Below are 26,096 nucleotides of genomic sequence, written 5' to 3' on the forward strand. Positions count from 1 at the left end.
GGCGTGCGTCACTCCGCGGCCGGCGCCGTACCGGCCGGGCACTCCGCGCTCGTAGGCTGGCGGCCATGATGCTCCCGCTCGCGCTGATCGTCCTCGGCGGGCTCACCGCGGCCCTGGCCCCCCGTCTGCTGCGGCGTGCCGAGTGGCCGGACCGGGAACCGGTGGTCGCCCTGTGGGTGTGGCAGTGCGTCGTGGCCGCCGTGTTGCTGTGCGCCGTGCTCGCGATGGCGCTGACCGGCTCCGCCGCCTGGGAGCTCGTGCGCGGTCACGTCTTCGCGCCCGCGCCGCACGGCGTAGTCGAGGCCTACGCCTTCGGCGCGTACGGTCCCTGGTCCGGTGCGGTGGCCGTCGCGCTGGCCGGCGGGGGGCTGTGGAGCGCCGCGATGCTCGCCCGCGAGGTGCGCAGGGCCCGCGCCGAGCGCAGGCGCCGGCGTGCGGAGCTGCTCGCGCGCTCCCCCCGGCTGCCCGGTGAACCCTCCCTGGACGAGGTGTCATCAGGAGCGCCGGAGCCGGAGGACCGTCTCGTCGTCCTCGAAGGCGAACGCCCGGAGGCGTGGTGGCTGCCGGGCACCACACCGCGGCTCGTCATCACCACGGCCGCGCTGCGCCGGCTGGGCCGCCGCCGGCTGGACGCCGTCCTGGCCCATGAGCAGGGCCACGCGAGGGCGCACCACGACTGGCTGCTGTACTGCTCCGGCGCGCTGGCGACGGGCTTTCCGCGGGTTCCGGTCTTCGCCTCCTTCCGGGACGAGGTGCACCGCCTGGTCGAACTGGCGGCCGATGACGTCGCCTCACGCCGCCACGGGCGGCTGACGACCGCCCTGGCCCTGGTCGAACTCAACGAGGAGCGGGGCGTGTTCGGCCCCGTCCCCACACCGCTGGCGCAGGTACCCGACCGGGTGAACCGGCTGCTCTCGGCCCGTCCGCGGCTGAGCCCCGCCCGCCGGCTGCGGCTGACGGCCGCCGCCGCGCTGGTCCCCGTGGTGCCGCTGTTGCTCGCTTTTGTACCGGGACTCAGCGCGCTGAAGTAGTTTCCGGGGGCCGATCGCGGCCAGGATGCAGTGCATGCGGACGTCCTCCCCCACCGTCCCCGCCCCCGCCGGCCGCCGCCCCCACCGCGCGACCGGCCATCTGTGGGCCGCGGGCCTGTGCGCCCTCCCGGCCGCCGTCCTGCTGGCGCTGGTCGCCGTGGAGTGGGGCCCGCTGCTCGCGCTCGACCGGACCGTCGCCACCGGGCTGCACGAGTCCGCCCGGGAGAACCCCGGCTTCACCCAGGCCAACCGGGTGCTCACCGACTGGGTGTGGGATCCCTGGACGATGCGGCTCGCGCTGCTGCCGGCCGTCCTGGCTCTGCTGCTGTCCCGCCGGGGCGGCGGACGGACGACCGCGCTGTGGCTGGTCGTGACCCTGCTGATCGGCTCGGTCCTCCAGCAGGGCCTGAAGTTCCTCGTCGACCGTCCGCGGCCGCGGTGGAGGGAGCCGGTGGACTCGGCGCACTACGCGGCGTTCCCGTCGGGACACGCGATGACGGCCGCGTTCGTCTGCGTGCTGCTGCTGTGGCTCGCCCACCGCGCGGGCGTGCGGGGAGCGCTGATGCGGGCCGCGGCGGCCGCGGCCGCCGTGTCCGTCGCCGGGGTCGGATTCACCCGCGTCTACCTGGGGGTCCACTGGCCCTCCGACGTGGTGGGCGGCTGGCTGCTGGGAGCGGCCGCGGCCTCCGCCGCCGTCGCCGCCCACCACCGGTACGGGGCGCAACGTACGGAAACCCTTGAACCGCCGGGGACGGCCGGGGAATGATCACCGCATGGCGATCACCGGCGTGCTCTTCGACTTCTCCGGCACCCTCTTCCGCATCGAGACCGTGGAGCACTGGCTGCGCGTCACCCTGGACCGGCTCGGGATCGCGGTGCCGGAGGCCGAGCTGGCGCACTGGGCGGAACAACTGGCCAGAGCGGGCGCGCTGCCCGGGGGATCGTCCCCGCACGGCGTGCCCGAGCGTCTGGCCCCGCTCTGGGAGGTACGCGACTGCGCCGCCGAGCACCACCGGGAACTCTTCACCGGACTGGCGCGGGAGGCGGCGCTGCCCTGGCCGGAGGCGTACGAGGCCCTCTACGACCGGCACATGGAACCGGGTGCCTGGACCCCCTATCCGGACGCCTCCGAGGTGCTCGGAGCGCTGCGCGAGCGGGGCACCCGGATCGCCGTCGTGTCGAACATCGGCTGGGATCTGCGCCCGGTCTTCCGGGAGCACGGTCTGGACGGCTTCGTGGACGCCTACGTGCTGTCGTACGAGCACGGCGTGGCCAAACCCGACGAGCGGCTCTTCCGGACCGCCTGCGAGGCGCTGGGCGTGACGCCCCGGGAGACGCTGATGGTGGGCGACGACGTACGGGCGGACGGCGGCGCGACGGCGGCGGGCTGCGCCCTGGAGCTGGTGGAGCGGCTGCCGGTGACCGAACGCCCCGACGGGCTGCGCCCGGTGCTCGGCCGGCTCGGCTGAGGCCGGTCCGGAATCCTTCCGAAACCACCGTTTTCGGGCGATCCCCCGCGTCGCCCGAAAACGGCGGCGGTCTCGGAAACGCCTCTGAACAGGTCAGAGGCGGCACCTCACTGAGTATATTGGCCCGGAGCCAGTCAACGCAGGAGTTACAGCATGTCCCCGCGAAGCGCATCGGTCAATGAAGAGTTGCGCCGTCGCTCCCGCGAACGGCTGCTCCAGGCGACGGTCGAGCTGGTCGGCGAGCGCGGTTACGAGGCGACGACCTTGGCCGACATCGCCGACCGGGCGGGCTCGGCCCGCGGACTCGTCTCGTATTACTTCCCGGGCAAGCGGCAGTTGCTCCAGTCCGCCGTGCACCGGCTGATGCACCTGACACTGGAGGCCGCGCTGCGGCGGGAGCCGCGCACCGAGGACGGCGAGGAACTGCTCGCCCGGGCCATCGACGCCATCCTCGGCATCGCCCGCGACCATCCCACGCTGATGCGCACCCACATGGCGGGCATCCTCACCGCCGAGGGTTTCGTGCAGTGCCCGGAGCAGCAGCGGCTGGCCGTGCTGCTCCGCGACACCGTCGTCCGCTACGGCTCCAGGCACCCGGACTCGGACTATCCGCTGCTGCGCGCCCTTCTCATGGGCGCGGTGGTGGCGGTCCTGCTGCCGGGGGCGCCGCTGCCCCCGGCGCTGCTGCGCTCGGAGCTGTTCCAGCGCTTCGGGCTGGAGTGGGAACTCGGTGTCCCGCCGGGCGAGGAGCCGCCCGGCGGGACGCTTCCGCGTGCCGCGGTTCAGCGGTAGTCGGGCTGCGTCTGCACGTTGAGCTCGTGCATCCGCACCCGCGCGGCGCCGGCCGTGCGGCGGTCGTCGACGCGCAGGACGTCGAAGCCCTTGGCGATGTCGTTCGAGTAGATGTGGCCGTTGTAGTAGTAGGCGGACCAGGAGCCGCCCAGGGTCAGGGTGTCGGCGGAGAGCGGGCCGCGCTCGAAGTAGCCGATCTCCTTCGGCCGGGACGAGTCGGTGAACTCCCAGACCGAGACGCCGCCCTGGTACCAGGCCTGGACCATGATGTCGCGGCCCTTGACCGGGATCAGCGAACCGTTGTGGGCCACGCAGTTCTCGGTGTCCGCCTGGTGGCGCGGGATCTTGAAGTAGCTGCGGAACACCAGTTCCCGGTGGTGGCCCCGGCGCTTCAGGTCGTAGATGCCGTTGGCGCCGCGGTCGGGTCCGACCTCGGCGTTGCAGGTCGCGGCACCGCCGCCGCCCAGTTCGTCGGTGAAGACGACCTTGTCACCGTCCTCACTGAAGGTCGCCGAGTGCCAGAACGCGAAGTTGGTGTTGTCCCGCACCCGGTCGACCACCCTGGGGCGCGCCGGGTCGGAGATGTCCATCAGGATGCCGTCGCCCATGCAGGCCCCGGCGGCCAGCCGCTTCTTCGGGAAGGCCGTGATGTCGTGGCAGCCGGTGGTCTCGTAACTGCTGCCCTCGGAGCCGGAGTTGCCGCCGTCGGGGAAGAGGACGGGGAAGTCGGTGACCGCCGAGCGCTCCGGTGCCTTCCGCGGAACTTTGATCACCGAGATGCCGTCGTGCGGCGGCCGGCAGTCGGGGAAGTCCTCACTCGGGAAGTAAGAGGAGACGTAGACGTACACGTTGCGCTTCTCGGGCACCAGCGTGTGGGTGTGCGAGCCGCAGGCGGTCTCGACGGCGGCGACGTAGCGGGGGTTCCGCTTGTCGCTGATGTCGAAGATCTTCATGCCCTCCCAGGAGGACTTCTCGCTGGCGGGCTGGGAGCTGCTGTTGCAGGAGTTGTCACTGCGCGAGGAGTCGGTGGAGAGGAAGAGCAGGTTCCCGGAGACGGAGATGTCGTTCTGGCCGCCGGGGCAGAGCACCTGGCTCACGGTCTTCGGGGACCGCGGGTTGCCGATGTCGTAGATGGTGAAGCCGTCGTAGTTGCCGGCGAAGGCATAGCGGCCCTGGAACGCCAGATCGGTGTTCAGGCTGCCGAGGGCGCCCTTGCCGACACTGGCGAGGTGTTTGATGTTCTTGCTGTGGACGATCTCGTCCACACCCGGGATGTCGCCGTTCTCCATGGCCGCGCGGGTGTCGCCCGCGAGCTCCTTCGACATCCGCTTCCCGTCGGGCGCGTCACCGGGGTCGGGTGTCGCGGCCGCGGGACCTGCGGCCAGGAATGAGGCGATCAGCCCGAAGGCCGCCACCGCCACGCCCAGGCGTCTGCGCCGCACGCGGGGTATGTGCAACGACGTCACTGAGACCTCCCTCGTCTACCGTTCTACGGCGAACGGTGTGTCAACTCCGCAGTATCGCCGCCTACATGTACATCTCAACAGTGATTAACGAAGATGTGTTCGTAGCCGGTGTCCGCTCCGACCCGCCCCTGGAGGTCCCGTGTTCCACCGCCGGATGACGGCCCGCGCCCGTTCGCTGCTCCTCGCGTCCACCGCGGCGGCCGCGGTGCTGGCCCTTCCGGCCTGCGAGGTGGACGGTTCCGCCCCGGCGAAGGCGGACGGCGGGCCCTCCGTGGTGGCGCCGGGCAAACCGGGCGAGGCGGCCGAGACCCTCTCGGCGGAGGAGGCGCGGAAGGCCGGCCGCGAGGACACCGTCCCCAACGCGGCCGATGTGCGCTTCGTGCGGATGATGATCGTCCACCACCGGCAGGCCCTGACCATGGCCGCGCTCGCGGAGAAGCACGCGGAGTCGAAGGGCGTCAAGGGGATCGCGCGGCGGATCGCGGCGGCGCAGGGACCCGAGATCGGGGCGCTGGAGGGCTGGCTCGACCAGCGGGGCGAGCCGCGCGAGGAGAAAGAGGAGAAAGGGGAGAAAGAGGCGCACGGACACGACCACGGTGCGATGCCCGGTATGGCCACGCAGGCGGAGCTCGACCGGCTCTCGGCCGCCCGCGGGGACGCCTTCGACGAGCTCTTCGTCAAGCTGATGATCACTCATCACCAGGGCGCGGTGACCATGGCCACCGAGGTGCTCAAGGAGGGGAACGACGTGCTGGTGGAGGAGATGGCCACCGAGATGAGCGTCCAGCAGACCGCGGAGATCGGGCGGATGCGGGAGCTCTGACGCCCCCGGCGGACCGGCTTTCCCGGGAGGCGGTGGCGGGGAGCGGAGCCGCCACTCCCGTAAGTCCCCGCCGCGTCCGTCCGCGCCGCGCCGGCCCGCGCGGCGTCAGCCCTCGCCGCGTCCGTCCTCGTGGAGCCGGCCCGCCTGGAGGGCGGCGGCCCGGAGCAGGCTGTCGAGCAGGCCCGGGAAGAGTGCGTCGAGATCGTCGCGGCGGAGGCCGTTCATCTTGGCCGTCCCCCGGTAGCACTGGCTGATCACGCCGCTCTCACGCAACACCCTGAAGTGGTGCGTGGTCGTGGACTTGCTGACCGGGAGGTCGAAGAGCGAGCAGGACAGCTCCTCCTCGGCGGCGGCGAGACTCCGGACGATGCGCAGCCGCATGGGGTCGGAGAGCGCGTGCAGCACGCCTTCGAGCCGGATCGCGTCCCGTGGCGGATGGTCCAGAGTGCGGCTCGGGGCGGGGGTGGTCACGGCGGCTCCTCGGAACGACGGGCTCCTCATTGTACGAAGACTCTCGTAGTTTGACATCCACCGTACTACGATGCCTATCGTACGAGCCGTCCCGACCGCCGACTCCGCCCGGAGGCTGCCGTGAGCCGTTTGTTCACCCCGTTCACCCTGCGTTCGCTGACCGTCCCCAACCGTGTGTGGATGGCCCCGATGTGCCAGTACTCCGCGGCGCACACCGGACCCGGCGCGGGAGTGCCGGGCGACTGGCACGCCACGCACTACGCCTCGCGCGCCGTGGGCGGCACCGGCCTCATCCTCGTCGAGGCCACGGCCGTCAGCCCGGAGGGCCGGATCAGCCCCGGGGACCTGGGCCTGTGGAACGACCGCCAGGCCGAGGCGTTCCGCCGCATCACGGGTCTCCTCGAGGACCAGGGCACCGTCCCCGGCATCCAGCTCGCCCACGCCGGGCGCAAGGCGTCCACCGCCCTGCCGTGGCAGGGCGGCGCCCCGCTGTCCGCCGCGGAGGGCGGCTGGCGGCCGCTCGGGCCGAGCCCGCTGCCGTTCGACGAGGGACATCCCGTGCCCGCCGAGCTGTCGGTCCGGCAGATCGACGAGGTGGTGCGGCAGTTCGCCGAGGCCGCCCGGCGGGCGCTGGCCGCCGGCTTCCGGGTGGCCGAGGTGCACGGGGCGCACGGCTACCTCATCGGGGAGTTCCTGTCCCCGCACAGCAACCGGCGCACCGACGCCTACGGCGGCTCCTACGAGAACCGCACCCGGCTCGCCCTGCGGGTGGTGGACGCGGTGCGCGAGGTGTGGCCCGACGGCCTGCCCGTCCTCTTCCGGGTCTCGGCGACGGACTGGCTCGCGGAGAACGGGGCGGACGAGCGCGCCGGCTGGACGGTGGACGACACCGTGCGGCTGGCCGCGGACCTCCGGGCACACGGGGTGGACCTCCTGGACGTCTCCAGCGGAGGCAACGCCCCGCGGGTGCGCATCCCCACCGGGCCCGGCTACCAGGTGCCCTTCGCCGAGCGGGTGCGGAACCGGACCGGGATGCCGGTGGCGGCGGTCGGCGAGATCACCGGGGCGCGCCAGGCGGAGGAGATCCTCGCCGCCGGCCGGGCCGACGCGGTGCTGCTGGGCCGGGAACTGCTCCGCGACCCCTATTTCGCCCGGCGCGCGGCACGGGAACTGGGTGCCGACGCGCCCGTCCCCGTTCCGTATCTGCGGGCGGGCTGACCTGGTACGGCGCCGTGGCGGAACGCCGTTGTCAGTGGGCCGGTGCAGACTGTGACCCACGCAACACGACCGCGTTCCGGAGGTGCCGAGATGACCGACGTCCTGCTCGCCGTGGGGACCCGCAAAGGACTCTTCCTCGCCCGGCGGCGGAGCTCCGCCGGCGGGAAGGCCGGGGAGTGGGAGTTCGACGGCCCGCACTTCAACGCCCAGGCGGTCTACTCCATCGGCATCGACCAGCGGCCCGGCGGCACCCCCCGGCTGCTGGTCGGCGGCGACAGTTCGCACTGGGGCCCGTCCGTCTTCCGCTCCGACGACCTCGGCGCCACCTGGCAGGAGCCGAAGCGCCCGGCCGTCCGCTTCCCGGAGGACACCGGCGCCTCCCTTGAGCGGGTCTGGCAGCTGCAGCCGGCCGGCCCGGCCGAGCCCGGCGTGGTCTACGCCGGCACCGAGCCGGCCGCGCTCTTCCGCTCGGAGGACGGCGGCGAGACCTTCGAGCTGGTCCGCCCCCTGTGGGAGCACCCCACCCGCGACCGGTGGGCGCCGGGCGGCGGCGGGGAGGCCGTGCACACGGTCCTCACCGACCCGCGCGACCCTCGCGCGGTGACGGTCGCGGTGTCCGCCGCGGGCGTGTTCCGCTCGCTGGACGGCGGCGCGAGCTGGGATCCGTCCAACACCGGGATCTCGGCGGTCTTCATGCCCGACCCCCACCCCGAGTTCGGGCAGTGCGTCCACAAGATCGCCCGCGATGCCGCCGACCCGGACCGGCTCTATCTGCAGAACCACTGGGGCGTCTTCCGCAGTGACGACGCCGGGGCCCGGTGGACCTCCATCGGCGACTCCCTGCCCTCGGACTTCGGTTTCCCCGTCGTCGCGCACCCCCGCCGCGGCGACGTCGCCTACGTCTTCCCGCTCAACGCCGACGCGGACCGGGTGCCGGCCGGGCGCAGCTGCCGGGTCTTCCGCACGGAGGACGCGGGCAAGAGCTGGCAGCCGCTCTCCACGGGCCTGCCCGAGGCCGCGCACTACGGCCCGGTCCTGCGGGACGCGATGTGGTCCGACGGCGCCGACCCGGCCGGGATCTACTTCGGCAACCGCAACGGCGAGCTGTACGCGAGCGCCGACGAGGGCGACAGCTGGCGCCAACTCGCCTCCCATCTCCCGGATGTGCTGTGTGTCCGGGCCGCGGTGATCGGCTGAGCCGGATTGCCGGGAGCGGCAACGAGCCTGTGTGGGGAGCCAGTAGAGTGACCGCCCGTGGCTGCACGACCATTGAACGAGATCGTCGAACCGGGCTGGGCGAAAGCCCTCGACCCGGTCGCCGGGCAGATCGCCGCGATGGGGGACTTCCTCCGCGCGGAGATCGCCGCCGGGCGCACCTACCTGCCCGCCGGGCCGAATGTGCTGCGCGCCTTCCAGCAGCCCTTCGACGAGGTACGGGTCCTGATCGTCGGCCAGGACCCCTATCCCACACCCGGGCACGCGGTGGGGCTGAGCTTCTCCGTGGCGCCCGAGGTCCGGCCGCTCCCCGGCAGCCTGGAGAACATCTTCCGGGAGCTGCGGAGCGACCTCGGAGTGGAGCGGCCCTCCAACGGCGATCTGACCCCCTGGACCCGGCAGGGCGTCCTCCTGCTCAACCGCGCGCTGACCACCGCCCCGCGCAGACCCGCGGCGCACCGCGGCAAGGGCTGGGAAGCCGTCACCGAACAGGCCATCCGGGCCCTCGCGGAGCGGGGCCGTCCGCTGGTGGCGATTCTGTGGGGGCGGGACGCGCGCACGGTGCGCCCGCTGCTCGGCCCGCTCCCGGCGGTGGAATCCGCGCATCCCTCCCCCATGTCCGCCGACCGCGGGTTCTTCGGTTCCCGCCCGTTCAGCCGCGCCAACGACCTCCTCGTACAACAGGGCGGCCAACCGGTCGACTGGCGTCTGCCCTGACGTGCGACGCGGGGGCGGGGGACCCGCTGCCGCGCACGGCGCCACGGCAGCCACCGCCGGCCCGCCCGGCGTGGCCGACGTGGCCGACGTGGCCGACGTGGCCGGTACGGGCCTCCGGTCCTCCGGCGGGCCGTGCGGTTCCGGGTGTGGTGCGCCGGAGGCGGGCGGCCTGCCATCCGCGGCCGTGGAGCCGCCTCCTGCCGCGCCGCGTACGGAGTCCTGCTCCGCTCCTCCCCCGTGCCCCCGCCGGGCCTCGGGCCGGCGGTTCACGGCGCTCGCCGGCGTGCCCTCCGGTGCCGCTGCGGTCGCCGGCCGCGGAGAAGGGAGCGGAACGTGAGTGAAGCCCGGGGGGCCGACGCGGCCCCTGGCGCCCCAGGCCGCGAGGGCCGGCCCCCGCCGCCCGGTGAGCCGGAAGGCACCGGCGGTGCGGCCCGCTGGGTGATCGGGGTCGACTCCGGCGGCTCCGGGCTGCGCGTGGCCCTCGCCCGCGCGGAGGACGGCGGGCAGGTCGGGGAAGCGATCCGGGCCGAACCCGTCCGGACCGGCCCCCGGGGCATCGACGCCGGGCACCTGCTCGCCTGCCTGCTGCCCGCCGCACGGGCGTTGCTGGCCCGTGCCGGCGACGGGGAGGCCGGGCGGCGGCCGGAGGCCCGAGGCGCCGTGGCAGCAGTGGCCGTGGGCGCGGCCGGCATGGCCACCCTCGGCGACGATCTGCGGGCCCGGCTGCCGCAGGCCCTCGCCGCCGAACTGGGCGTCCGCCGGCTGGCGCTGGCGGCCGACGCCGTCACGGCCTACGCGGGTGCCCTCGGTCAGCGGACGGGCGCGGTCGTCGCGGCGGGCACCGGCGTGATCGCCCTCGGCGCGGACCTGGACGCGCCCCCGGGCGACGGTGGCCTCCCCCCTCCCCCGGTGACGCACCACGGCTCCGGGCCCGCCCCGGACTCCCGTACGCCCCGGGAGCCGGGCCCTCGCCCCGGCTCCCGTGCGCCCCTCGGGTCCGGCGGCACGGCCGGCTCCGGTCCGGTCCGTGGTTCCCGGCTCTCCGACGGGCCCGGCGGGCGTCCCGCTTCCCGTCCGCCCGGCCACACGGACGCCTCTCCCGAGGCCGCTCCGTCCTCCGGCGGAGCCCTGTACTCCCCCGCACCGGGCGGCCGTTGGAGGCGGGCCGACGGCTGGGGTCATCTGCTGGGCGACTGCGGCGGGGGCGCCTGGATCGGCCGCGCCGGCCTGGAGGCGGCCCTGCGGGCGCACGACGGGCGCCGGGGCGGCTCGGCGGCGCTGCTGGACCGGCTGGAGGCGGTCTTCGGCCCGGCCGCCGGCCTCCCCGCCCTGCTCTATCCGCGGACGGACCGCGCGGCCGTCCTGGCCTCGTTCGCGCCGGAGGTCGCCGCCTGCGCCGGGACGGACCCGGTGGCGGCCGGAATCCTTCGGGACGCGGCCCGCGCGATCGCGGAGACCGCGGCCGCCGTCTGCCCGCCCGCCACCGGCTGCCCGGTGGCGTTCACCGGCGGCCTCTTCGGGATCGGGCCGCCGCTGCTCGTGCCGGTCCGGGAGGAGTTGTCCCGGCTCGCGCCGGAGGCGTGCCCGGTGGAGGCCGGGGGCGGCCCGCTCGACGGCGCTCTGCGGATCGCCGGCGCGCTCGCCGGCGGCACCCTGCGGCTCCCCGCCGACGGAGGCATGCTCGACCTCTGGCCGCGGCCGCCCGCACCCGACTGACTTACTCCGGGTAACAATACAAACCACCGGACGAAAACGGACGAAGAGTACGCGGCCGCACCCTCCCCGAACACCAAAGCCCTCCAAAGGGTTAACATGCGGCGCCATGAGCACCCCCACAGGGCCCGCACCCGGCCTGCCCGTACGAATGCCGCGTCCCCGCCAGCCCGGTCGGCACCGGAAACCGGAGCCGCTGGCGGCGCCCGAGGGTGCCCCCGCGCTGGTGCTGGCGGTGCCCGGCACACCCGACGCGGCCTCCCGCAGCCTGGCGGAAGAGGTCGTCAGCATCGCCCGGTCCGAACTGCCGGGCCTGCACGCCCACATCGGATACATCGACGGCGGCGACGACGAATTCCCCGCACTGTCGGCCGTGCTCTCCCAGGCCGCGGCCGACCGCACCGCCCGGCTGGCCCGCGCCACCGCGGCGGCCGAAGGCGCCGGGGAAGAGGGCGGGCGGACCCCGGTCATCGGTGAGGACGCCCCCGACGCCGTCGTGGTGCCGCTGCTCGCGGGCCCGGACAGCGCACTGGTCCGCCGCATCCGGCAGGCCGTCATGGACAGCCGCACGTCCGCCGAGCTGACCGAGGCCCTCGGCCCGCACCCGCTCCTGGCGGAGGCCCTGCACGTGCGCCTGTCGGAGGCGGGGCTCGCCCGCGCCGACCGGGCGCGCCTGTTCACCGTCGCCACGGCCGCCGACGGCATCATCCTCGCCACCGTCGGCGGCGAGGACGCCGTCCAGGCCGCCGGCATCACCGGCATGCTCCTCGCCGCCCGGCTCGCGGTGCCGGTGCTCGCCGCCGCGCTGGACGTCGAGGGTTCCATCGCGAAGGCCGCCGAGGAGCTGCGGGGCTCCGGTTCGGCACAGCTCGCGCTCGCGCCGTACCTGATCGGGCCCGAGCTCCCCGAAGGACTGCTGGAGGCGGCCGCCGCCGAGGCCGGCTGCCCCTCGGGCGAGTCCCTGGGCGCCTATCCGGCGATCGGCAGGCTGGTGCTCTCGCAGTACGCGGCCGTCCTGGGCATCACACCGCAGCAGGCGCAGCCCTTGCGCTGACCGGCCGGGACACGGGCGCCCCGCGCAGGCGGCGGCCCGGTCCCGCATTCCGGGGGGCGGCGGCCGTACGACGGCCCCGCCCTTCTCCGTGTCCGGGACGCGACATGCCCTTCCCGCTGCCGCACCGGCTCACCCGGCCCGCCCGGCGCACGGCCCGGCCCACCCGTCCGTCCCCCCGGGGGGCGCCGGCCGTCAGGCCGCCACCGGAGGGCCCCGTTGGCGCGACCGGAGAAGACCAGCACCCGGCGCGCCGGTGACGGCGGGGCAGGAAGCCGTCGGAACGGTCTCCCGCCGCCCTCGGAGCCCTCGGACAGCACTCGTGGCTGGTGCCGGTCGCCGGGGCGGAGGACCCGGACGAGGCCCGGCCCGGCGATGGTGCGGGACCGCCTGAGCGCCGTGTCCCCACCGCTCCCGGCCCCCCGTGCCTCAGCTGGCTCAGGAGGAGGCCAGCGGCGCGCGCGGAGAACTCCGCAGCGGCGCGGCGAGCGAAACGAGCGCCGCCTCCAGACCCTGCAGACAGGCGAGGGCGCGTTCGGCGCCCGGGTGCTGCGGTGTCTCCGCGACGGCGGGCCCGGCGGCCACCACCACGGCTCCGGGGGTCACGAGCGCGGCCACGGCCGCTTCCACCCGTCGGCAGGCGTCGGTCAGCCGGGAGTCGTGGGAGGCCTCCGGGTCGGCGGCGAGCTCGGTGAGGTCCCGCAGGCGCTCGGCGCACGCGTCGAGCAGGGCGACGATCCGGCGGGCCCGCTCCCTGCGGGCGGTGAACGGGTTGAGCGGGTGGAGGAGCGGGGCGACGGAGACGCGCACCCGGGCGAGCAGCGCTTCGAGTGCGGCCGCGTGCGGCGCCGGGTCGGCGCCGTCGTCACCGGCCAGCCGCCGGGAGGCCTCCGTCGTGCACTGCCGGACACACAGCAGGGAGCGCTGGATCCAGGCGTCCGTGGCGGCGTGCGTGGTGACGGGGAGGACGACGGCCACCGCCGCCACGACGGCCACCGCGCCGACCAGCGTCTCCGCGACCCGCAGGGCGAGCAGCGCCTCGTCCAGTACGCCGAGCAGGCCGTAGAGCAGCCCGGCCATGACGGTCACGAAGAACATCATCCAGCTGTAGGACAGCGGTGCCGTGTAGAAGACGCCGAAGACGCAGACGGCCACGAGGACGGCGGTCGGGGCGGGCTCGCCGTCCAGCGGTACGGCGGTGAACAGCCCGGCGGCGACCCCCGTGACGGTGCCCACCACGCGCCGCCAGCCGCGGACCAGGGTCTCGCCGCGCGAGGCGGTGTTGACGAAGATCCACCAGACGGTGCCCACCGCCCAGTACCACCGCTCCTGCGACAGCGCCTGGCCCAGACCGAGGGCGAGCCCGCCCGCGACCGCCACCTGGACGGCCTGCCGGGTGCTCGTCCGGGCGAGGCCGCGGCCGCCCGGCGGGGGCGGCTGGACGGGCGGCGCCATCCGCCGTTCGTAGCACCAGAGGCCGAAGCGGACCGCCGACGAGGCGAGCAGGGCGAGGGCCATGGCGGCGTACAGGCCGGGAAGCTGGCCCGGGACCGACCGCAGGAACTGCGCCACGAAGAAGGTCATGAACGCGAAGGTGCCGAGGGCATGGCCCCGCGGGCCCCAGCGCCGCGCGTACACGCCGGCGCCGGCGACCGCGAGGAACGCCGCGTCGCGCAGGAGCGGCTGGTCGTGCAGCACGGTCGCCAGGGCGAGGACCGGGAAGCCGGCCACCGGGAACAGCGCGGTGGTGACGGCCTGCCGGCGGACGGTCGTGTCGGTGACCGTGAAGAGGGCGAGGAGCGCCGTCAGACCGCCGGCGATGACGGCGGGGAGCTCGTGGCCGGTGAGCAGGGACAGGCTCACCGCGAGACCGATGCCCAGGACGGCCCGCAGCGCGCTGCGCAGGCGCACCCGCCCCGGATCCGGAGCCACGAACATCCTCTTCAGCACTCTTTCCGCCCTCCCGGCGCCCCGCACGAAAAAGGCGCCGCGGAAGTCCGCAGCGCCATCGACGCATCCATGAGAGCATCCCCGCACCCATGTGCTCAAGCAGGGCCCGGATCACTGGGCCAATGGCACAGCCGAGGGCCGAGATCGCCGGCGGTGGGCGTGCCAATGGCCGCGGAACCGCACGGACGCGGCGGAAACGGGCAGGGCCGGACGGAAACGGGTGGGGCCGGGCTGCCGGTGGCCACCCGGGCGGCGGCGCGGGGCGGACGGCGAACCGACCCGGGCGGTGCCCCGGCACCCGGTCACGGGAGTGACCGTCGCCGGCCTCCTCACTCCGGCCCGGCTCCTCGTCCCGGCGCGGGGAATCGGAAAGCGGAATGCGCACGCGCATGCAGTAACGCGTGGTCCGGGCGCGCGGAGAGAGAAAACACGGCTTCCGCGGAGAGAGCAGAAGGCGGAGGGGCCCAGAAATACCCGGGCCGCGCACCGGGCATTCGGCGCACCGGGCATTCGCCGCCCCGCGCCGGATGAATCCGGCAGTCCGGCCGCCCCCGTCGGTGGATACGCGGCGGGCGCGTTTCCGGGTGCGGCACGGTGCCTACAACAGATCACCCATCACCGTCACCGGTGGAATTCCGGCAGTGCCGGCCGGGGCGGCGGAAGGCGGTGCGATGGCCGGGCGGAGAGCGCCGGGGAAAGGGAGCGGGGCGGCGGGTCAGCCGACCATGATGCCGCCCGGGCCCTCGGGCCCTCCGCCGGTCTGCGGGCCCGGTCCCCCGCCGTGCTGCGGCATCGGCCCCCGGCCGAGCTGGAGGCCCGGCCCTCCGCCGTGCTGCGGCATCGGCCCGCGGCCGAGCTGCGGCCCCGGCCCGCCGGAGCCGGTGCCGTCCGCGGGTGCCGGGCGGCTGCCCGCCAGGACACGCCGGCCGGCCGCCCCGTACACCCGTTCCACGGCGAGCCGGATCACCAGGCGCCGCTCCGCCACCATCGCGGCCCGGAAGCCCTCCCAGTCCGGGTGCTCACCCTGGAAACCGCGGAAGACCCGGACCAGTTCATCGGCGACCGCGTCGTGCGGATCGGTGGTGATCGGCGTCAGTTCGGCCTCGCCCTCGGCCACCATGTAGGAGAAGCCGTTGCTGCTGGTGACATAGAAGCTCGCGCGCGGATCGCGGCGCAGATTACGGGTCTTGGCCCGGTTGTAGGTCACCATGAGGCGGATGACGCGGGACTGGGGATCGTAGGCGTAGCCGACGTTGGAGAGCTGGGGACGGCCGTCGCGCTTGAGGGTGACGAGCGTGCCGATGTGGTGCCCCTGCAGAAGCTCGTACAGGGCGCTGTCGCCGGTTTTTCCCATGGGCTCGGTCATGCGGTGAGAATACGGGGCCGATAAGGCGGCGGAACAGGTCCGAGAGCGCGTAACGGCTGGACATTTCGGGGGAGTTCGGCGCGCTGTACGCTGCTGTCCGGATGTTTCGCGCCCGGTGCCGTCGCGGTTTTCCCGTCGCCCCCGGGGTTTTCGCTGTGCGCGCGGACGACGGATTTCCGGATTCCGCTCCGTGGGCCGTTCCGTGACAGGAAAGGGGACGCGCAGTCTCTCGCTGTTCCGGCCGTATGTCCCGGCCGTGTGCCCGGCCGTATGTCCCCGGCGAACGGACGGCGGGCGGCGGGCGGCGGCCCCGTGCGCGCAAGACGGTGCCCTCGCCGCCCGCGGGGGATGTGAGGCGGACGAGGGCACCGTGGTCCGTGCGGTCACGTGGTCGACAGGGCCTCCGTGGGAGGCAGCCGTGCGGCGCGCAGCGCGGGATAGAAGCCGGCCAGCCCGCCGATCACCAGGGTCGCGCCGACCCCGCCCGCCATCGCCCAGACCGGCACCACCGAGGGCCAGCCCTGGTAGGTGGCGTAGCCGGAGGTGACGGCGATGCCGAGCAGGACCCCGCCGATGCCGCCGAGCGCCGACAGCAACAGGGCCTCGCAGAGGAACTGGTTGCGGACCTGGCCGCGGGTGGCGCCCAGGGCGCGGCGCAGACCGATCTCCGACCTGCGTTCCAGTACCGAGATGACCATGGTGTTGGCCACCCCCACGCCGCCGACGAGCAGGGCGACCGCGCCGAGACCCAGCAGCAGTCCGCTGAGGGTGTCGTCGGTGGCCTGCTTGGCGGCGAGCACGTCGGAGGGCCGGGAGACATTGGCCTCGCTGGGGTTCTCCGGGTTGGCGGTGGCGCCGAGGATCGCCTGTACGTCGGTGACGGCCGCCTCCTCCACGCGGGTGTACACCGTCGTGGGGTAGCCGTCGAAGCCCAGCTCCTCCTCGGCGAAGGTCCAGCCGGTCAGCGCGGCGGAGTCCAGCTCCGGGACGAGTTCGTTGGGGGCCAGCAGGCCGACGACGGTGACCCACTGCCCGGCCATCCAGACCTTCGTGCCGGTCCCGGCCCGGAACACCCCGAGCTGCTCCGCGGCCGTGGGGCCGAGCACCACGGCCGGGTACCGCTGGTTGGCCGCGTTCAGCCACCGGCCGTCGACGATCTCCGCCCCGGCGGTGTCCGGCAGATCGGTGCGGGCCGCGTAGACGTTGAGGCCGCCGGTCTCCTCCTCGGGGATGTGGTCGTTGCGGTAGACCTTGGCCCCGGTCTTGCCGAGGGCGGAGACCGACTCCACCTCCGGGATGTTCCCGATCATCTCCACGGACTCGTCCGGCAGATGGGCGGCGCCGCCGCCGAAGGACTGGCCGGGGGTGACGGTGAGCAGATTGGTGCCCAGCGCGGAGAGCCGGCGGTTGAGGTCCTCGGTGCTGGAGGTGGAGATGCCCACCACGCCGACCATGGCGGCGATGCCGATGGCGATGCCGAGCGCCGACAGGAACACCCGCAGGGGCCGGGAACGCAGTCCGGAGCCGCCGACCCGCAGGACGTCGGCCGGGTTCATCCGGGCCGGCCTGGGGCGGGGCGGTGCCGGGCGGGGTGGTGCCGGGCGTGCCGGCTCCTTCACGGTGGTCATCGCACGGCCTCCCCCGCGGTCAGGGCGGCGGCGGGCACCGGGGCCGGCCTGAGGGCACCGTCGCCGTCCGGGCCGGCGGCGAGCGCGGGTCCGGCGCCGTCCGAGTCGTGTTCGATCCGGCCGTCGCGGATCCGGACCTCGCGCGGCAGGGAGGCCGCGATGTCCCGGTCGTGGGTGATCACCACGACCGTGGTGCCGGCCCGGTGCAGCTCGTGCAGCAGCTCCATCACCACCAGGCCGGAACGGGAGTCCAGCGCGCCGGTGGGCTCGTCGGCGAGCAGCAGCGGCGGGTCGCCGAGCACCGCGCGGGCGATGGCCACCCGCTGTTTCTCACCGCCGGAGAGCTGGTGCGGCTCGTGGTGGAGCCGGTGGCCGAGGCCGACCCGGCGCAGGGCGCGCTCGGCGAGCCTGCGCCGCTCGGCGCGCGGGCGGCCGCTGTAGAGCAGCCCGTCCGCGACGCTGTCCAGGGCCGGGATACCGGGGGCGAGGTGGAACTGCTGGAAGACGAAACCGATCGTTCCGGCGCGCAGTGCGGACAACTCGCGGTCGCTGAGGTGGTCGATGTCGTGCCCGTCGATGCGCACGGTGCCGGCGGTGGGGCGGTCGAGGGTGCCCATGATGTTGAGCATCGTGGACTTCCCGGAGCCCGACGGGCCGACGACGGCCAGCAGTTCGCCGCGCCGGATGACGAGCCCGGCGTCCCGCAGCGCCGTCACGTCCCCGTACGTCTTGCGGACCCCGGACAGTTCGACCACCGGGCTGGGCGCTTCGGTCACTTGGGGACCCCCACGACCAGGCCGTCGGTGATGCCCTTGCCGGACACCTCCACCAGGCTGTCCGCGAACATGCCGAGCTTCACCGCACGCCGCTCGACGGTGCCGTCCGCGTCGACGACCTCCACGGCGTAGCCGCCGCCGCGCTCCGCCACCAGCGCGTTCACGGGGACGGCGAGGACGTTCTCGCGGGTCTCCGCCTTCAGCGTGACCTCGACGCCGGCGGCCTGGTAGCGGCCGAGCCCCTTCTGCTTCGCGATCTCCAGCTCCACGGGCAGGGTGGGGTCCTCGTTCCCGCCGCCGTTCCCGGGGCCGCCGGAGCCGGCGTCGCCGGCCTCGCCGGAGCCCGAGAGGGTGCCGACGTCCGTCACCTCCGCCCGGACGGTGCTGTCGTCCGGGAGGGTGACGGTGGCCTTGGTGCCCTTCTCGACGAGGTCCTCGTGCCGCACGTCGAGATCGACGGTGACGATGCGTTCGGTGCCGGTCCAGGTCAGGACGGTGCCGTTGAGCAGGGCGCCGGGGGAGGTCTTCACGTCGGCGACGCGCCGGGCACCGGGCGCCACCACGGCGTCCCCGGGCCCGACCCTGCCGGTCTCCTCGCGGCCGAGGTCGTCCTGCCAGTCCCGGACGGCGTCGGCGGTGGTCTCCGTGTACGCGTCGTCGGCGGTGAAGCCGGTGTAGCCGAGTTCGGAGAGGTTCTTCTCCAGGATCTTGACGTCGCCGCCCTCACTGCCCGGCCCCAGGGTGCGGTAGAAGGGCGTGGAGCCGTAGAGCAGCGGGACCTTCTCCTCGTCGGCGCGGTAGACGGTGCCGCCGCGCTTGATGACGTCGCCGTCCTCGGGCACCCAGGTGATGATCCCGGCGCTTCCGCCGTCGCCGCCGGTGCCGTTCCGCGCCGGCTGCCCGCTTCCGGCTCCGGCCGGGGCCTGGACGGCCGAGGCCTCGCCGTAGCCGAGGTTTCCGTCGACCGTCTCGGTGCGGGTCAGGGTGGTGCGCCGGATCTCGGCGGTCTTCGGCGGGGCGGAGGGAGCGGCGTTCGCCTCTCCCGCTCCGTCGCCGCCGAGGGCCCCGGTGGTGGCGGCGCCGGCCGCCGCGACCACGGTGATCGCGGCGGCCACGATCACCGAGGTGCGCAGCGGACGGCTTCTGCGGTGGCTCGCCGGCGGGGCCGCGGCCTCGCCGTCGTCGCCGCTGCCGGCGGCGGTCTCCGCCGGCCTCTCCCGGGTTTCGAGGTCCCGGGCCGTTTCCCGGAGCCCGGGGTCCCCGGAGGTCTCCCGGGTGTCGGCCCCGGCCGCCGGGCGGTCGGCCACCTCGCCGGGGGTGCGCAGTTCCAGGGCCGCGGAGGGGTCACCGGACGGGCCCGGACGGTCCGCCCCCTCGTCCCGCTCGCGCTCCTGTGTCCCGTCCGGTGCCGTCACTGTGCGCCGCCGCCCGAGATCGTCACGCCGCCGCCGGGCCACTTGTCCTGACAGGCCGCCCGGGCCTGCTGGAACTCGTCGTCGGCCGGGTTGATGCCGGAGCCGGCGAAGTCGATCCCGAGGTTGTTGCCGTTGATCTCGGGGTCGGGGAACTTGGGGAGGCCGTTCTCGCGCATGCACTTCGCCCAGGCGGCGACCTTCGCCGAGTCCAGCGGTTCGCCGTTGCCGCCGCCCCCGCCGAGCTGGCCCTGGGGCATCTTGTCGCGGCACGCCTCCTGCGCGGACCTGAAGGACTCGGAGTTCGGGTCGACGTTACCGTCGCCCGGGCTCAGCGCGATGCCGCCGCCCTCCTGCTGCTGCGGGTCGGGGAAGCCGGCCACCCCGTTGTCGCGCATGCACTGCGAGAAGGCCAGCGCCTGCTCGAAGGGGCTGCCGGGCGAGGCGCTCGCCTCGGACTTGGTGTCGTCGGCGGAGGCGGCCGACGAGTCGTCGGAACATCCGCTGAGGAGGGCGCCGGTCAGCAGGACCGACGCCGCCAGCAGGGTTTTGGCCACGGTGGGCTTGGTTGTGGTGAACATGGGGCCAAGTTGTACGCGGGCGCCGGTCACACGGCGGACACAAGCACTGTCACCGCGGTGTTACCCCGGCCGGTGCAGACTGCCGGTGGATCTCCTCCGGTCCGCGGAGGTCCGGACCGCCCGCCACCCCCTCGCCGTCCCGCGCCCCCGCCGTCCCTTGCTCCGCGGGCCTCCTCACCGTCCGCCGCCTCACCGTCCGCCCGCCACCGGGAACGCCGGGGCCTCCGGGCGGCCCGGGGCGCCGCGGCGGCCGCCGCCCGCGCCGTCGAGGCCGCCGACCCCGGCGATGCCCCGGTCGAGCAGGTCCACCAGGGCGTGCCTGCCCGGGGCGGGCGCCACGCCTCCCCCGCCGGGTGCGGTGCCGCCCGGGACGGCGGGGCCCGGGGACGCGAGGTCGTGCAGGGCCGCCAGGACTCCGGTGAGGTCCTCCTGGAGCCGGGTGAGGATCCCGGCGACGGCGGCGGCGTTGGACTCCAGGATGTCGCTCCACAGCCGGGAGTCGCCGCGGGCGATCCGGGTGACGTCGCGCAGCCCCTGGCCGGCGAGGTGGGCGGCGTCCGCGGAGCCGTCCCGCAGGCGTGCCGCCATCAGACTGGCGACCAGGTGCGGGGCGTGGGAGGTGAGGGCCACCGCCTCGTCGTGCGCCCGGGCCCGCATCACCCGGGGGACGGCGCCGCACAGCGCGATCAGGTCGAGGGTCCGGTCGAAGGCCCGCTTGGACGTCAGCCGGGTGGGGGTGAGCACCCAGGTGCGTTCCCGGAACAGTTCCGCGCGGGCCGCCCGCGGGCCCGACCACTCGCGGCCGGCCATCGGGTGGCCGCCGACGTAGCGGGTCGGGTCGGGGGCGGTGGCCAGGATCTCCCGTTCCGTACGGGACTTGACGCTCGCCACGTCGGTGTAGCTGAGCGCCAGCCGCCGTGCCTGCGACTCCGCCAGCACGGGCGCGACCAGGCTGGGCGGTACGGCGACCACGGCGAGGTCCACGGGTTCCGGCGGCGGCGCGGCCCGTCCGGCGCCCAGGTCCTCGGCGGTGCGGGCGGCGGACTCGTCCCGGTCCGACAGGTACACGGTGACCCCCTGCCGGCAGGCCGCGAGGGCGACCGAGGTGCCGATCAGGCCGGTGCCGACGACGGCGAGGGTACGGAGGCTCACGACCCGCCCCCCGGTACCGGCCCGCCGGCCGCCCCGTGCTCCGCGAGGCGTTCGGTGACGAGCCCGGCCAGCCGGTCCAGGCCCTCCTCGATCCGGTCGGGCGTCAGCATGCTGACGGACAGCCGGAGCTGGCGGAACCCGGCCGAGGCACCGTAGAAGTGGTGCATGGGGGTGAACAGCACGCCGTGGCGGCGGGCCGCGTACTCCAGGAGACCGTCGTCCACGGTGAACGGCACGGTGAGCACGACGAAGAACCCGCCCGCGGGCGCGTTCCATTCCACGCCGGGGACGTGTCCCAGCCGCCGGGCCAGCCCGTCGAGCACCTGGCGGAGATTGCGCCGGTAGACCTCCGTCTCCCGGCGGTTGGCCTCGGCGAGGCTGCAGCCGTGGGAGAGCAGTTTGCCGCCGATCAGGGCCTGAGCGATCGGGGAGGTGTTGACGGTGAGCATGCTCTTGATCTTCGACAGTTCGTCGGCGAGCAGCGTTCCGCCGCCGCTGCCGCCGGTGATCCGCTGGTCGGCGACCACGTAGCCGACGCGTGCGCCGGGCATGCAGGTCTTGGCGAACGAGCCGAGATAGACGACCCGTTGACGGCGGTCGAGAGACTTCAGGGTGGGCAGCCGGCTGGCCGTCCCGCCGAGCAGTCCGTAGGCGTTGTCCTCCAGCAGCAGCAGGTCCTCGGCCGCGGCGAGGTCCAGCAGCCGGTGCCGGGCGGCGAGGTCCATGCTGGCCCCGGAGGGGTTGGCGAAGTCGGGGGTGACGTAGCAGGCGCGGACCCGCAGGCCCCCGGCGCGTGCCCGGCGCAGCCGTTCCACCAGGTCGTCCAGGTCGATGCCGTTCTCGCGGGTGCGCACGGGGAGCACGGGCAGGTCGGCGAGGAGCGCGGCGCCGGTCAGGCCGACGTAGGTCGGGCTCGGTGCCAGCAGCGCCTCGCGGTCGTCCGCGCGCAGCGCGCGCAGCACCAGGAACATCGCCTCCTGGCAGCCGACGGTGACCACCACGGAGCCGGGGCCGGCCTCGATTCCCTCGTCGACGGCGAGGCTCCGGGCCACCAGGGAGGTGATGATGCCCTTGGTGGCTCCGTACTGGAACAGGGTGCGGGCGACCTCCGTCTCGTCCATCCCCCGTTCGGTGCGCAGGTGGTCGCAGAAGACCCGCAGGTACTCGGGTAACCGGTCCACGTCGTAGAAGCCCTCGTAGGGCCGGCCCGCGGCGAAGGAGACCGCGCGGGGATGGGTGTCGGCGATCTGGTTCAGCAGGTTCATGGACTCCATCGACACATCGCCGAGCGATGCGTGCAGCGCGTCCGCGGACAGCCCGGCCGGGGCGGTCTCCGATTGCAGGATTTCCGTCATCTGAGTCCTTGTCACATGCGGGAAGGCGTGGGGGCGTTACGGGGCGCGGCGCGTGCCGCGCCCTCAGCATCGTCCGTCGCGCGATCCCCGGCAATGGCCGCGCCGGGCGGATATCCGCGCGGCGGCGGGGAACACCGACCGCGTTTGCCGGGCTTTCCCTTGACAGGTGCGGAAATCGCCGCGGCGCCCGTACCATCGGGCCGCAGAAAAGAAATGCCCGGCCTCGCGGCCCGCGGTGAAGGGGACCCCGGAAGAGGAATACACGGGGCCGTTCTCGATGACGGTCCGGATCTTTCCCGGGGACGCGGATATTCCGCTGCCATTCCGCGGCACGACGTGCGGGGCTCTGAATCCGCACCTTCTCCGTACGAGGACTCCCATGACGGATTTACCCGCAACGGCTCCCCTCAACGACCTCGCGATCGACTATGTGGAGATGTACGTCGACGACCTGGAGGCGGCGGTGGCCGCCTGGACCGGCCAGTACGCCTTCACGGTCGCCGGCACCGGAGGAACCGCCGATCACCGCGCTGTCGCCCTGCGCCAGGGCCGCGTCCTCCTGGTGCTGACCGCGGCGGAGGCGGCGGATCATCCCGCCGCCGCCTACGTGGCCGCGCACGGCGACGGGGTCGCCGACATCGCGCTGCGCACCGCCGACGTGACCGCGGCCTTCGAGGCGGCGGTGGCGGCCGGCGCCCGCCCGGTCCGGGAGCCGGTCCGGCACGAGGGCGGCGGCCCCGCCGTCACGGCGGCCATCGGCGGCTTCGGGGACGTGGTGCACACCCTGGTGCAACGCGCACCCGGCGAGGGCCCCGGGCTCCCGGCCGGTTTCGTACCGGCGCAGCGCCGGGAGGAGACCGGCGCCCCCGCCGGGGTGGGCCTGCTCGACATCGACCACATCGCGGTCTGCCTCACCGCGGGCGACCTCGACGGAACGGCCCGCTTCTACCAGCGGGCCCTGGGATTCCGGGAGATCTACCAGGAGCGCATCGTCGTCGGCGCCCAGGCGATGGAGTCGCGGGTCGTGCAGAGCGCGGAGACCGGTGCGGTGACACTGACGCTCATCGAACCGGATCCGGAGGCGCAGCCCGGGCAGATCGACGACTTCCTCAAGAGCCACCACGGACCGGGCGTCCAGCATCTGGCCTTCTCCAGCGACGACGCCGTCGGCGCGGTGCGCGCGCTCTCGGGCCGCGGGGTCGGATTCCTCCGGACCCCGGGGACCTACTACGACCTGCTCGGCGAGCGGATCGGGCTGAAGACCCACACCCTGGACGATCTGCGGTCCACCCACCTCCTCGTGGACGAGGACCACGGAGGCCAGCTGTTCCAGATCTTCACCGCCTCCGTCCACCCGCGGCGCACGATCTTCTACGAGGTGATCGAGCGCCGGGGAGCCCGGACCTTCGGCAGCTCCAACATCAAGGCGCTGTACGAGGCGGTCGAGCTGGAGCGGACGGGCCAGCGTGCCGCACGGTGACGAGCGGGCCGCCGCGTCCTCCGCTCCGCCCGGATCCCCCGGCCCCGGCGGCCGGCGGGACCCGGGCGCGGGCGGGGCCCTCCCCGGCGCGGCGGCCCCGGAGCCGTGGTGCGGCCTGGACGACGCCGAGCGGGCCGCGGCGGCCGTACTCCCGCCCGAGGTGCGGGACTTCATCGCGGGCGGCAGCGGCCGGGAGCGCGCGCTGGCGGCCAACCGGGAGGCCTTCGGCCGGGTCTTCGTCACCCCGCGGGTGCTCCGGGACGTCTCGGGGTGGGGCACGGAGGCGGTGCTGCTGGGCCGGCCGGTCCGGATGCCGGTGGCGATCGCCCCGGTCGCCTACCACCGCATGGTCCATCCGGACGGCGAGCTCGCCACCGCGCGGGCGGCGAAGGCGGCGGGGGTGCCGTTCACGGTCGCCACGCTGAGCAGCGTCCCCGTCGAGGAGGTCACGGCGGCCGGCGGCTCCGTCTGGTTCCAGCTCTACTGGCTCCGGGAGCGCGGGCGTTCGCTGGAGCTGGCGCGCCGGGCCGAGGACGCGGGCTGTGAGGCGCTGATGCTCACCGTCGACGTGCCCTGGATGGGCCGCCGGCTGCGCGATGTGCGGAACCGGTTCGCGCTCCCGGCCGATGTGCGGGCCGCGCACCTGGACGCCGGTGCCGCCTCGGTGGCGCACCGGCCCGCCGGGGGTTCGGCGGTGGCGGCCCACACCGCGGGGGCGTTCTCGCCGGCGCTCACCTGGTCCTGTGTGGAGGAGCTGCGGGCCGCCACCCGGCTGCCGCTGGTGCTCAAGGGGGTGCTGGCGCCGGAGGACGCGGTGCGGGCGGTGGAGTCGGGTGTCGACGCGGTCGTGGTGTCCAACCACGGCGGCCGGCAGCTCGACGGCGCCCTGCCCGGCCTCGACGCCCTGCCGGCGGTGGTGGAGGCCGTCGGCGGGGCCTGCGAGGTGATGGTGGACGGCGGGGTCCGCGGCGGGACGGACGTGCTCACGGCGCTGGCCCTGGGGGCCTCGGGGGTCCTGGTGGGACGCCCGCCGATGTGGGGCCTGGCCGCCGGCGGCGAGGACGGTGTCCGGCGGGTGCTCGACCTGCTGGCCTGCGAACTGGGCGACGCGCTCGGGCTGGCGGGCTGCGCCGGGACCGCCGGGGCCCGCCGGCTGCGCACGGTGCGCCTCCCGTAGGCCGGCAAACCGGTGTGCGGGCCGGGCCGCCCGCCCCGGGCGGCCCGGCCGCGGTCAGTACATCATCCGGGGATCGGCGTAGTGCTTGAATTCCAGGAGGTTTCCGGTGGGGTCGACGAGCACCACGGTGCTGTGTTCCTCGGCCGTTCCCCCGAAACGGGACCGGACCTCCTGGAACACCGGCACCTTCCGCAGATTCACCAGCCGCAGCAGCGCGTCGAAATCCCCGCGTTCCCGGAAGGTCACCCCGAAATGCCGGGGATAGAGCGTGGGGCTCTCCACCACGGGGTCGTCCGGGGAATAGTGGCAGACGAGTTGGTCGCCGAAGAAGTCGAAGGTGATGCGGTCCGCGTAGCGGCGCGCGACCGGGCAGCCGAGCATTTTGTTGTAGAAGAGCGCGGCGGCGTCCAGATCGCGGGCCGGCACGGCGATGTGAAAGGCGTCCCGGGAATTCCTCACCGGACCGTCCCGGAATGGTCGAGGAGGGTGTCGGAGCGGAGTCCCAGCCGGAGCGTCTCCAGCGCGATGACGTCCGTCAGGGCGATGTTCCCCAGGTTGGCGTCTCCGCCCACCCTCTTGATGAAGTAGGTCTGCAGTTCCTTGTTGGGCGCCTCGAAGATCAGCCGGTCCGCCGGGGGCCCGGCGTCGAGGACGTCCTCGATGAGGCCGAACCGCACCTCGCCGTCGGGGCGGCAGATCCCGCTGGTGCCGCTCTCCCGCGCCTCCAGGATGACCGAGCGCGCCCCCGCGTCCAGGTCGCGCTGGATGCTGCTGATCCACTGGCTGGGCGCGAACATCTCCGACCGGCGCTGGTCCTTGAACCCCACCTCGGAGACGACCTCGAAGTCCGGGGCGAGCCGCTCGATGTAGCGGGCCTTCTCCTCGTGGCCGAGGTCGATGGTGCCGTTGGACACCTCCACGCAGGCGCAGCCCTGTTCCAGGCAGAGGGCGCGGTACTCCTCGAACCTGCCCTGCAGCACGTGCTTCTCGAAGAGGGTGCCGCCGAACATGTAGGGGATGCGGTGCTGCGCGAGAACCTCCGTCTTCTCCTTCATGCCCGAGGTGACCAGCGCGGTGCCCCAGCCGAACTTCACCAGGTCGATGAACTCCCCCGAGCTGGCGACGGTGTCCTCGAACCACCGGACCGGTGCCCCGTTGTCGATGACCATCGTCAGCCCCCGGGTGCGCGGTTTGGGCTCACGGACGGGTAACTCCAGCGAATGCGTCATGGTCGGACCGAATCCCTCCTCGTC

General features: G+C 74.3%; 23 protein-coding genes and 1 pseudogene. 12 read left to right on the forward strand and 12 right to left on the reverse strand.

Translation table 11 applies throughout. The features are described from left to right. Positions 1 to 65 precede the first annotated feature (65 nt). The 4 genes from LIX60_RS02235 to LIX60_RS02250 all read left to right on the forward strand — a co-directional run bounded on the left by LIX60_RS02235 (position 66) and on the right by LIX60_RS02250 (position 3,292). Positions 66 to 1,031 carry a M56 family metallopeptidase gene (locus LIX60_RS02235; RefSeq protein ID WP_227956951.1) on the forward strand — a complete coding sequence of 322 codons (966 nt, stop codon included), beginning with the start codon at positions 66 to 68 and terminating at the stop codon, positions 1,029 to 1,031. Between the two features lie 34 nt (positions 1,032 to 1,065). Then, positions 1,066 to 1,797: a phosphatase PAP2 family protein gene (locus tag LIX60_RS02240; RefSeq protein ID WP_227956952.1), complete on the forward strand. Its 732-nt coding sequence runs from the start codon at positions 1,066 to 1,068 to the stop codon at positions 1,795 to 1,797. Positions 1,798 to 1,804: 7 nt separating this feature from the next. After that, a complete protein-coding gene (locus tag LIX60_RS02245) occupies positions 1,805 to 2,500 on the forward strand; it encodes an HAD family hydrolase (protein ID WP_227956953.1) in 696 nt (231 codons plus the stop codon). A gap of 153 nt (positions 2,501 to 2,653) precedes the next feature. Continuing rightward, positions 2,654 to 3,292, forward strand: coding sequence for a TetR/AcrR family transcriptional regulator (locus LIX60_RS02250; RefSeq protein WP_125625784.1), 639 nt, complete (start codon positions 2,654 to 2,656; stop codon positions 3,290 to 3,292). On the opposite strand, the gene LIX60_RS02255 is transcribed toward LIX60_RS02250, so the two are convergent. Then, positions 3,283 to 4,758: an LVIVD repeat-containing protein gene (locus LIX60_RS02255; RefSeq protein ID WP_227956954.1), complete on the reverse strand. Its 1,476-nt coding sequence runs from the start codon at positions 4,756 to 4,758 to the stop codon at positions 3,283 to 3,285. The genes LIX60_RS02250 and LIX60_RS02255 overlap by 10 nt on opposite strands. 154 nt (positions 4,759 to 4,912) lie before the next feature. Between LIX60_RS02255 and LIX60_RS02260 the strand changes: the two genes are divergently transcribed. Next, complete coding sequence (locus LIX60_RS02260; RefSeq protein WP_227962582.1) at positions 4,913 to 5,581, forward strand: DUF305 domain-containing protein; 669 nt, start codon at positions 4,913 to 4,915, stop codon at positions 5,579 to 5,581. Positions 5,582 to 5,686: 105 nt separating this feature from the next. On the opposite strand, the gene LIX60_RS02265 is transcribed toward LIX60_RS02260, so the two are convergent. Next, positions 5,687 to 6,052 carry a helix-turn-helix transcriptional regulator gene (locus LIX60_RS02265; RefSeq protein WP_227956955.1) on the reverse strand — a complete coding sequence of 122 codons (366 nt, stop codon included), beginning with the start codon at positions 6,050 to 6,052 and terminating at the stop codon, positions 5,687 to 5,689. Between the two features lie 120 nt (positions 6,053 to 6,172). On the opposite strand from LIX60_RS02265, the gene LIX60_RS02270 reads away from it, so the two are divergent. The 5 genes from LIX60_RS02270 (at position 6,173) to LIX60_RS02290 (ending at position 11,969) form a co-directional block, all read left to right on the forward strand. After that, a complete protein-coding gene (locus LIX60_RS02270; protein ID WP_227956956.1) occupies positions 6,173 to 7,270 on the forward strand; it encodes an NADH:flavin oxidoreductase/NADH oxidase in 1,098 nt (365 codons plus the stop codon). Between the two features lie 90 nt (positions 7,271 to 7,360). Further along, positions 7,361 to 8,467: a sialidase family protein gene (locus LIX60_RS02275; RefSeq protein WP_227956957.1), complete on the forward strand. Its 1,107-nt coding sequence runs from the start codon at positions 7,361 to 7,363 to the stop codon at positions 8,465 to 8,467. A gap of 57 nt (positions 8,468 to 8,524) precedes the next feature. Continuing rightward, entirely contained in the window at positions 8,525 to 9,202 is a 678-nt protein-coding gene (locus tag LIX60_RS02280) for a uracil-DNA glycosylase (protein ID WP_227956958.1), read from the forward strand. 333 nt (positions 9,203 to 9,535) lie between these two features. Then, positions 9,536 to 10,918, forward strand: a complete 1,383-nt coding sequence (locus tag LIX60_RS02285; protein WP_374117781.1) for a BadF/BadG/BcrA/BcrD ATPase family protein — start codon at positions 9,536 to 9,538, stop codon at positions 10,916 to 10,918. Positions 10,919 to 11,024: 106 nt separating this feature from the next. After that, positions 11,025 to 11,969 carry a sirohydrochlorin chelatase gene (locus LIX60_RS02290; protein WP_227956959.1) on the forward strand — a complete coding sequence of 315 codons (945 nt, stop codon included), beginning with the start codon at positions 11,025 to 11,027 and terminating at the stop codon, positions 11,967 to 11,969. A 435-nt stretch (positions 11,970 to 12,404) separates the two neighbouring features. Here LIX60_RS02290 and LIX60_RS02295 read toward each other — a convergent pair whose 3' ends face one another. The 8 genes and pseudogenes from LIX60_RS02295 to LIX60_RS02335 form a co-directional block, all read right to left on the reverse strand. Next, complete coding sequence (locus LIX60_RS02295; RefSeq protein ID WP_227956960.1) at positions 12,405 to 13,916, reverse strand: FUSC family protein; 1,512 nt, start codon at positions 13,914 to 13,916, stop codon at positions 12,405 to 12,407. A gap of 934 nt (positions 13,917 to 14,850) precedes the next feature. Next, positions 14,851 to 15,282, reverse strand: a pseudogene (locus LIX60_RS02305) (PPOX class F420-dependent oxidoreductase); the annotation flags it as partial. 383 nt (positions 15,283 to 15,665) lie between these two features. Next, entirely contained in the window at positions 15,666 to 16,910 is a 1,245-nt protein-coding gene (locus LIX60_RS02310; protein WP_227956961.1) for an ABC transporter permease, read from the reverse strand. Then, entirely contained in the window at positions 16,907 to 17,686 is a 780-nt protein-coding gene (locus tag LIX60_RS02315; protein ID WP_308101074.1) for an ABC transporter ATP-binding protein, read from the reverse strand. Before LIX60_RS02315 ends, LIX60_RS02310 begins: the two co-directional genes overlap by 4 nt. Then, positions 17,683 to 19,101 (reverse strand): peptidoglycan-binding protein, encoded by a 1,419-nt coding sequence (locus LIX60_RS02320; protein WP_227956962.1) that lies wholly within the window; start codon positions 19,099 to 19,101, stop codon positions 17,683 to 17,685. The genes LIX60_RS02315 and LIX60_RS02320 overlap by 4 nt, the downstream gene beginning before the upstream one ends. Further along, positions 19,098 to 19,679 carry a hypothetical protein gene (locus tag LIX60_RS02325; RefSeq protein ID WP_227956963.1) on the reverse strand — a complete coding sequence of 194 codons (582 nt, stop codon included), beginning with the start codon at positions 19,677 to 19,679 and terminating at the stop codon, positions 19,098 to 19,100. Before LIX60_RS02325 ends, LIX60_RS02320 begins: the two co-directional genes overlap by 4 nt. A gap of 189 nt (positions 19,680 to 19,868) precedes the next feature. Next, positions 19,869 to 20,831, reverse strand: a complete 963-nt coding sequence (locus LIX60_RS02330) for a prephenate dehydrogenase (protein ID WP_227956964.1) — start codon at positions 20,829 to 20,831, stop codon at positions 19,869 to 19,871. After that, positions 20,828 to 22,186: a PLP-dependent aminotransferase family protein gene (locus tag LIX60_RS02335; RefSeq protein WP_227956965.1), complete on the reverse strand. Its 1,359-nt coding sequence runs from the start codon at positions 22,184 to 22,186 to the stop codon at positions 20,828 to 20,830. Before LIX60_RS02335 ends, LIX60_RS02330 begins: the two co-directional genes overlap by 4 nt. Positions 22,187 to 22,565: 379 nt before the next feature. Between LIX60_RS02335 and hppD the strand changes: the two genes are divergently transcribed. Then, positions 22,566 to 23,666 carry a 4-hydroxyphenylpyruvate dioxygenase gene (gene hppD / locus LIX60_RS02340; RefSeq protein ID WP_227956966.1) on the forward strand — a complete coding sequence of 367 codons (1,101 nt, stop codon included), beginning with the start codon at positions 22,566 to 22,568 and terminating at the stop codon, positions 23,664 to 23,666. 115 nt (positions 23,667 to 23,781) lie between these two features. Beyond that, positions 23,782 to 24,843, forward strand: coding sequence for an alpha-hydroxy acid oxidase (locus LIX60_RS02345; RefSeq protein ID WP_227962585.1), 1,062 nt, complete (start codon positions 23,782 to 23,784; stop codon positions 24,841 to 24,843). 54 nt (positions 24,844 to 24,897) lie between these two features. Here the strand turns inward: LIX60_RS02345 and LIX60_RS02350 are convergent, their stop codons facing one another. Together LIX60_RS02350 and LIX60_RS02355 are read right to left on the reverse strand one after the other, a co-directional pair. Then, positions 24,898 to 25,302: a VOC family protein gene (locus LIX60_RS02350; RefSeq protein ID WP_227956967.1), complete on the reverse strand. Its 405-nt coding sequence runs from the start codon at positions 25,300 to 25,302 to the stop codon at positions 24,898 to 24,900. Continuing rightward, complete coding sequence (locus LIX60_RS02355) at positions 25,299 to 26,072, reverse strand: phosphosulfolactate synthase (RefSeq protein ID WP_227956968.1); 774 nt, start codon at positions 26,070 to 26,072, stop codon at positions 25,299 to 25,301. The genes LIX60_RS02350 and LIX60_RS02355 overlap by 4 nt, the downstream gene beginning before the upstream one ends. Between the last annotated feature and the right edge of the window lie 24 nt (positions 26,073 to 26,096).

Origin of the sequence: Streptomyces sp. S07_1.15, from assembly GCF_020739505.1 — a bacterium.
In the GTDB taxonomy this organism is placed as follows: Bacteria; Actinomycetota; Actinomycetes; order Streptomycetales; family Streptomycetaceae; genus Streptomyces; species Streptomyces xinghaiensis.

Excerpts from the sequence above, each read along its gene's own strand:
- LIX60_RS02235 (WP_227956951.1), top strand. The coding sequence starts at position 66 with ATGATGCTCCCGCTCGCGCTGATCGTCCTCGGCGGGCTCACCGCGGCC.
- LIX60_RS02240 (WP_227956952.1), top strand. The coding sequence starts at position 1,066 with ATGCGGACGTCCTCCCCCACCGTCCCCGCCCCCGCCGGCCGCCGCCCC.
- LIX60_RS02245 (WP_227956953.1), top strand. The coding sequence starts at position 1,805 with ATGGCGATCACCGGCGTGCTCTTCGACTTCTCCGGCACCCTCTTCCGC.
- LIX60_RS02250 (WP_125625784.1), top strand. The coding sequence starts at position 2,654 with ATGTCCCCGCGAAGCGCATCGGTCAATGAAGAGTTGCGCCGTCGCTCC.
- LIX60_RS02260 (WP_227962582.1), top strand. The coding sequence starts at position 4,913 with ATGACGGCCCGCGCCCGTTCGCTGCTCCTCGCGTCCACCGCGGCGGCC.
- LIX60_RS02275 (WP_227956957.1), top strand. The coding sequence starts at position 7,361 with ATGACCGACGTCCTGCTCGCCGTGGGGACCCGCAAAGGACTCTTCCTC.
- LIX60_RS02290 (WP_227956959.1), top strand. The coding sequence starts at position 11,025 with ATGAGCACCCCCACAGGGCCCGCACCCGGCCTGCCCGTACGAATGCCG.
- LIX60_RS02310 (WP_227956961.1), bottom strand. The coding sequence starts at position 16,910 with ATGACCACCGTGAAGGAGCCGGCACGCCCGGCACCACCCCGCCCGGCA.
- LIX60_RS02325 (WP_227956963.1), bottom strand. The coding sequence starts at position 19,679 with ATGTTCACCACAACCAAGCCCACCGTGGCCAAAACCCTGCTGGCGGCG.
- LIX60_RS02335 (WP_227956965.1), bottom strand. The coding sequence starts at position 22,186 with ATGACGGAAATCCTGCAATCGGAGACCGCCCCGGCCGGGCTGTCCGCG.
- hppD (WP_227956966.1), top strand. The coding sequence starts at position 22,566 with ATGACGGATTTACCCGCAACGGCTCCCCTCAACGACCTCGCGATCGAC.
- LIX60_RS02355 (WP_227956968.1), bottom strand. The coding sequence starts at position 26,072 with ATGACGCATTCGCTGGAGTTACCCGTCCGTGAGCCCAAACCGCGCACC.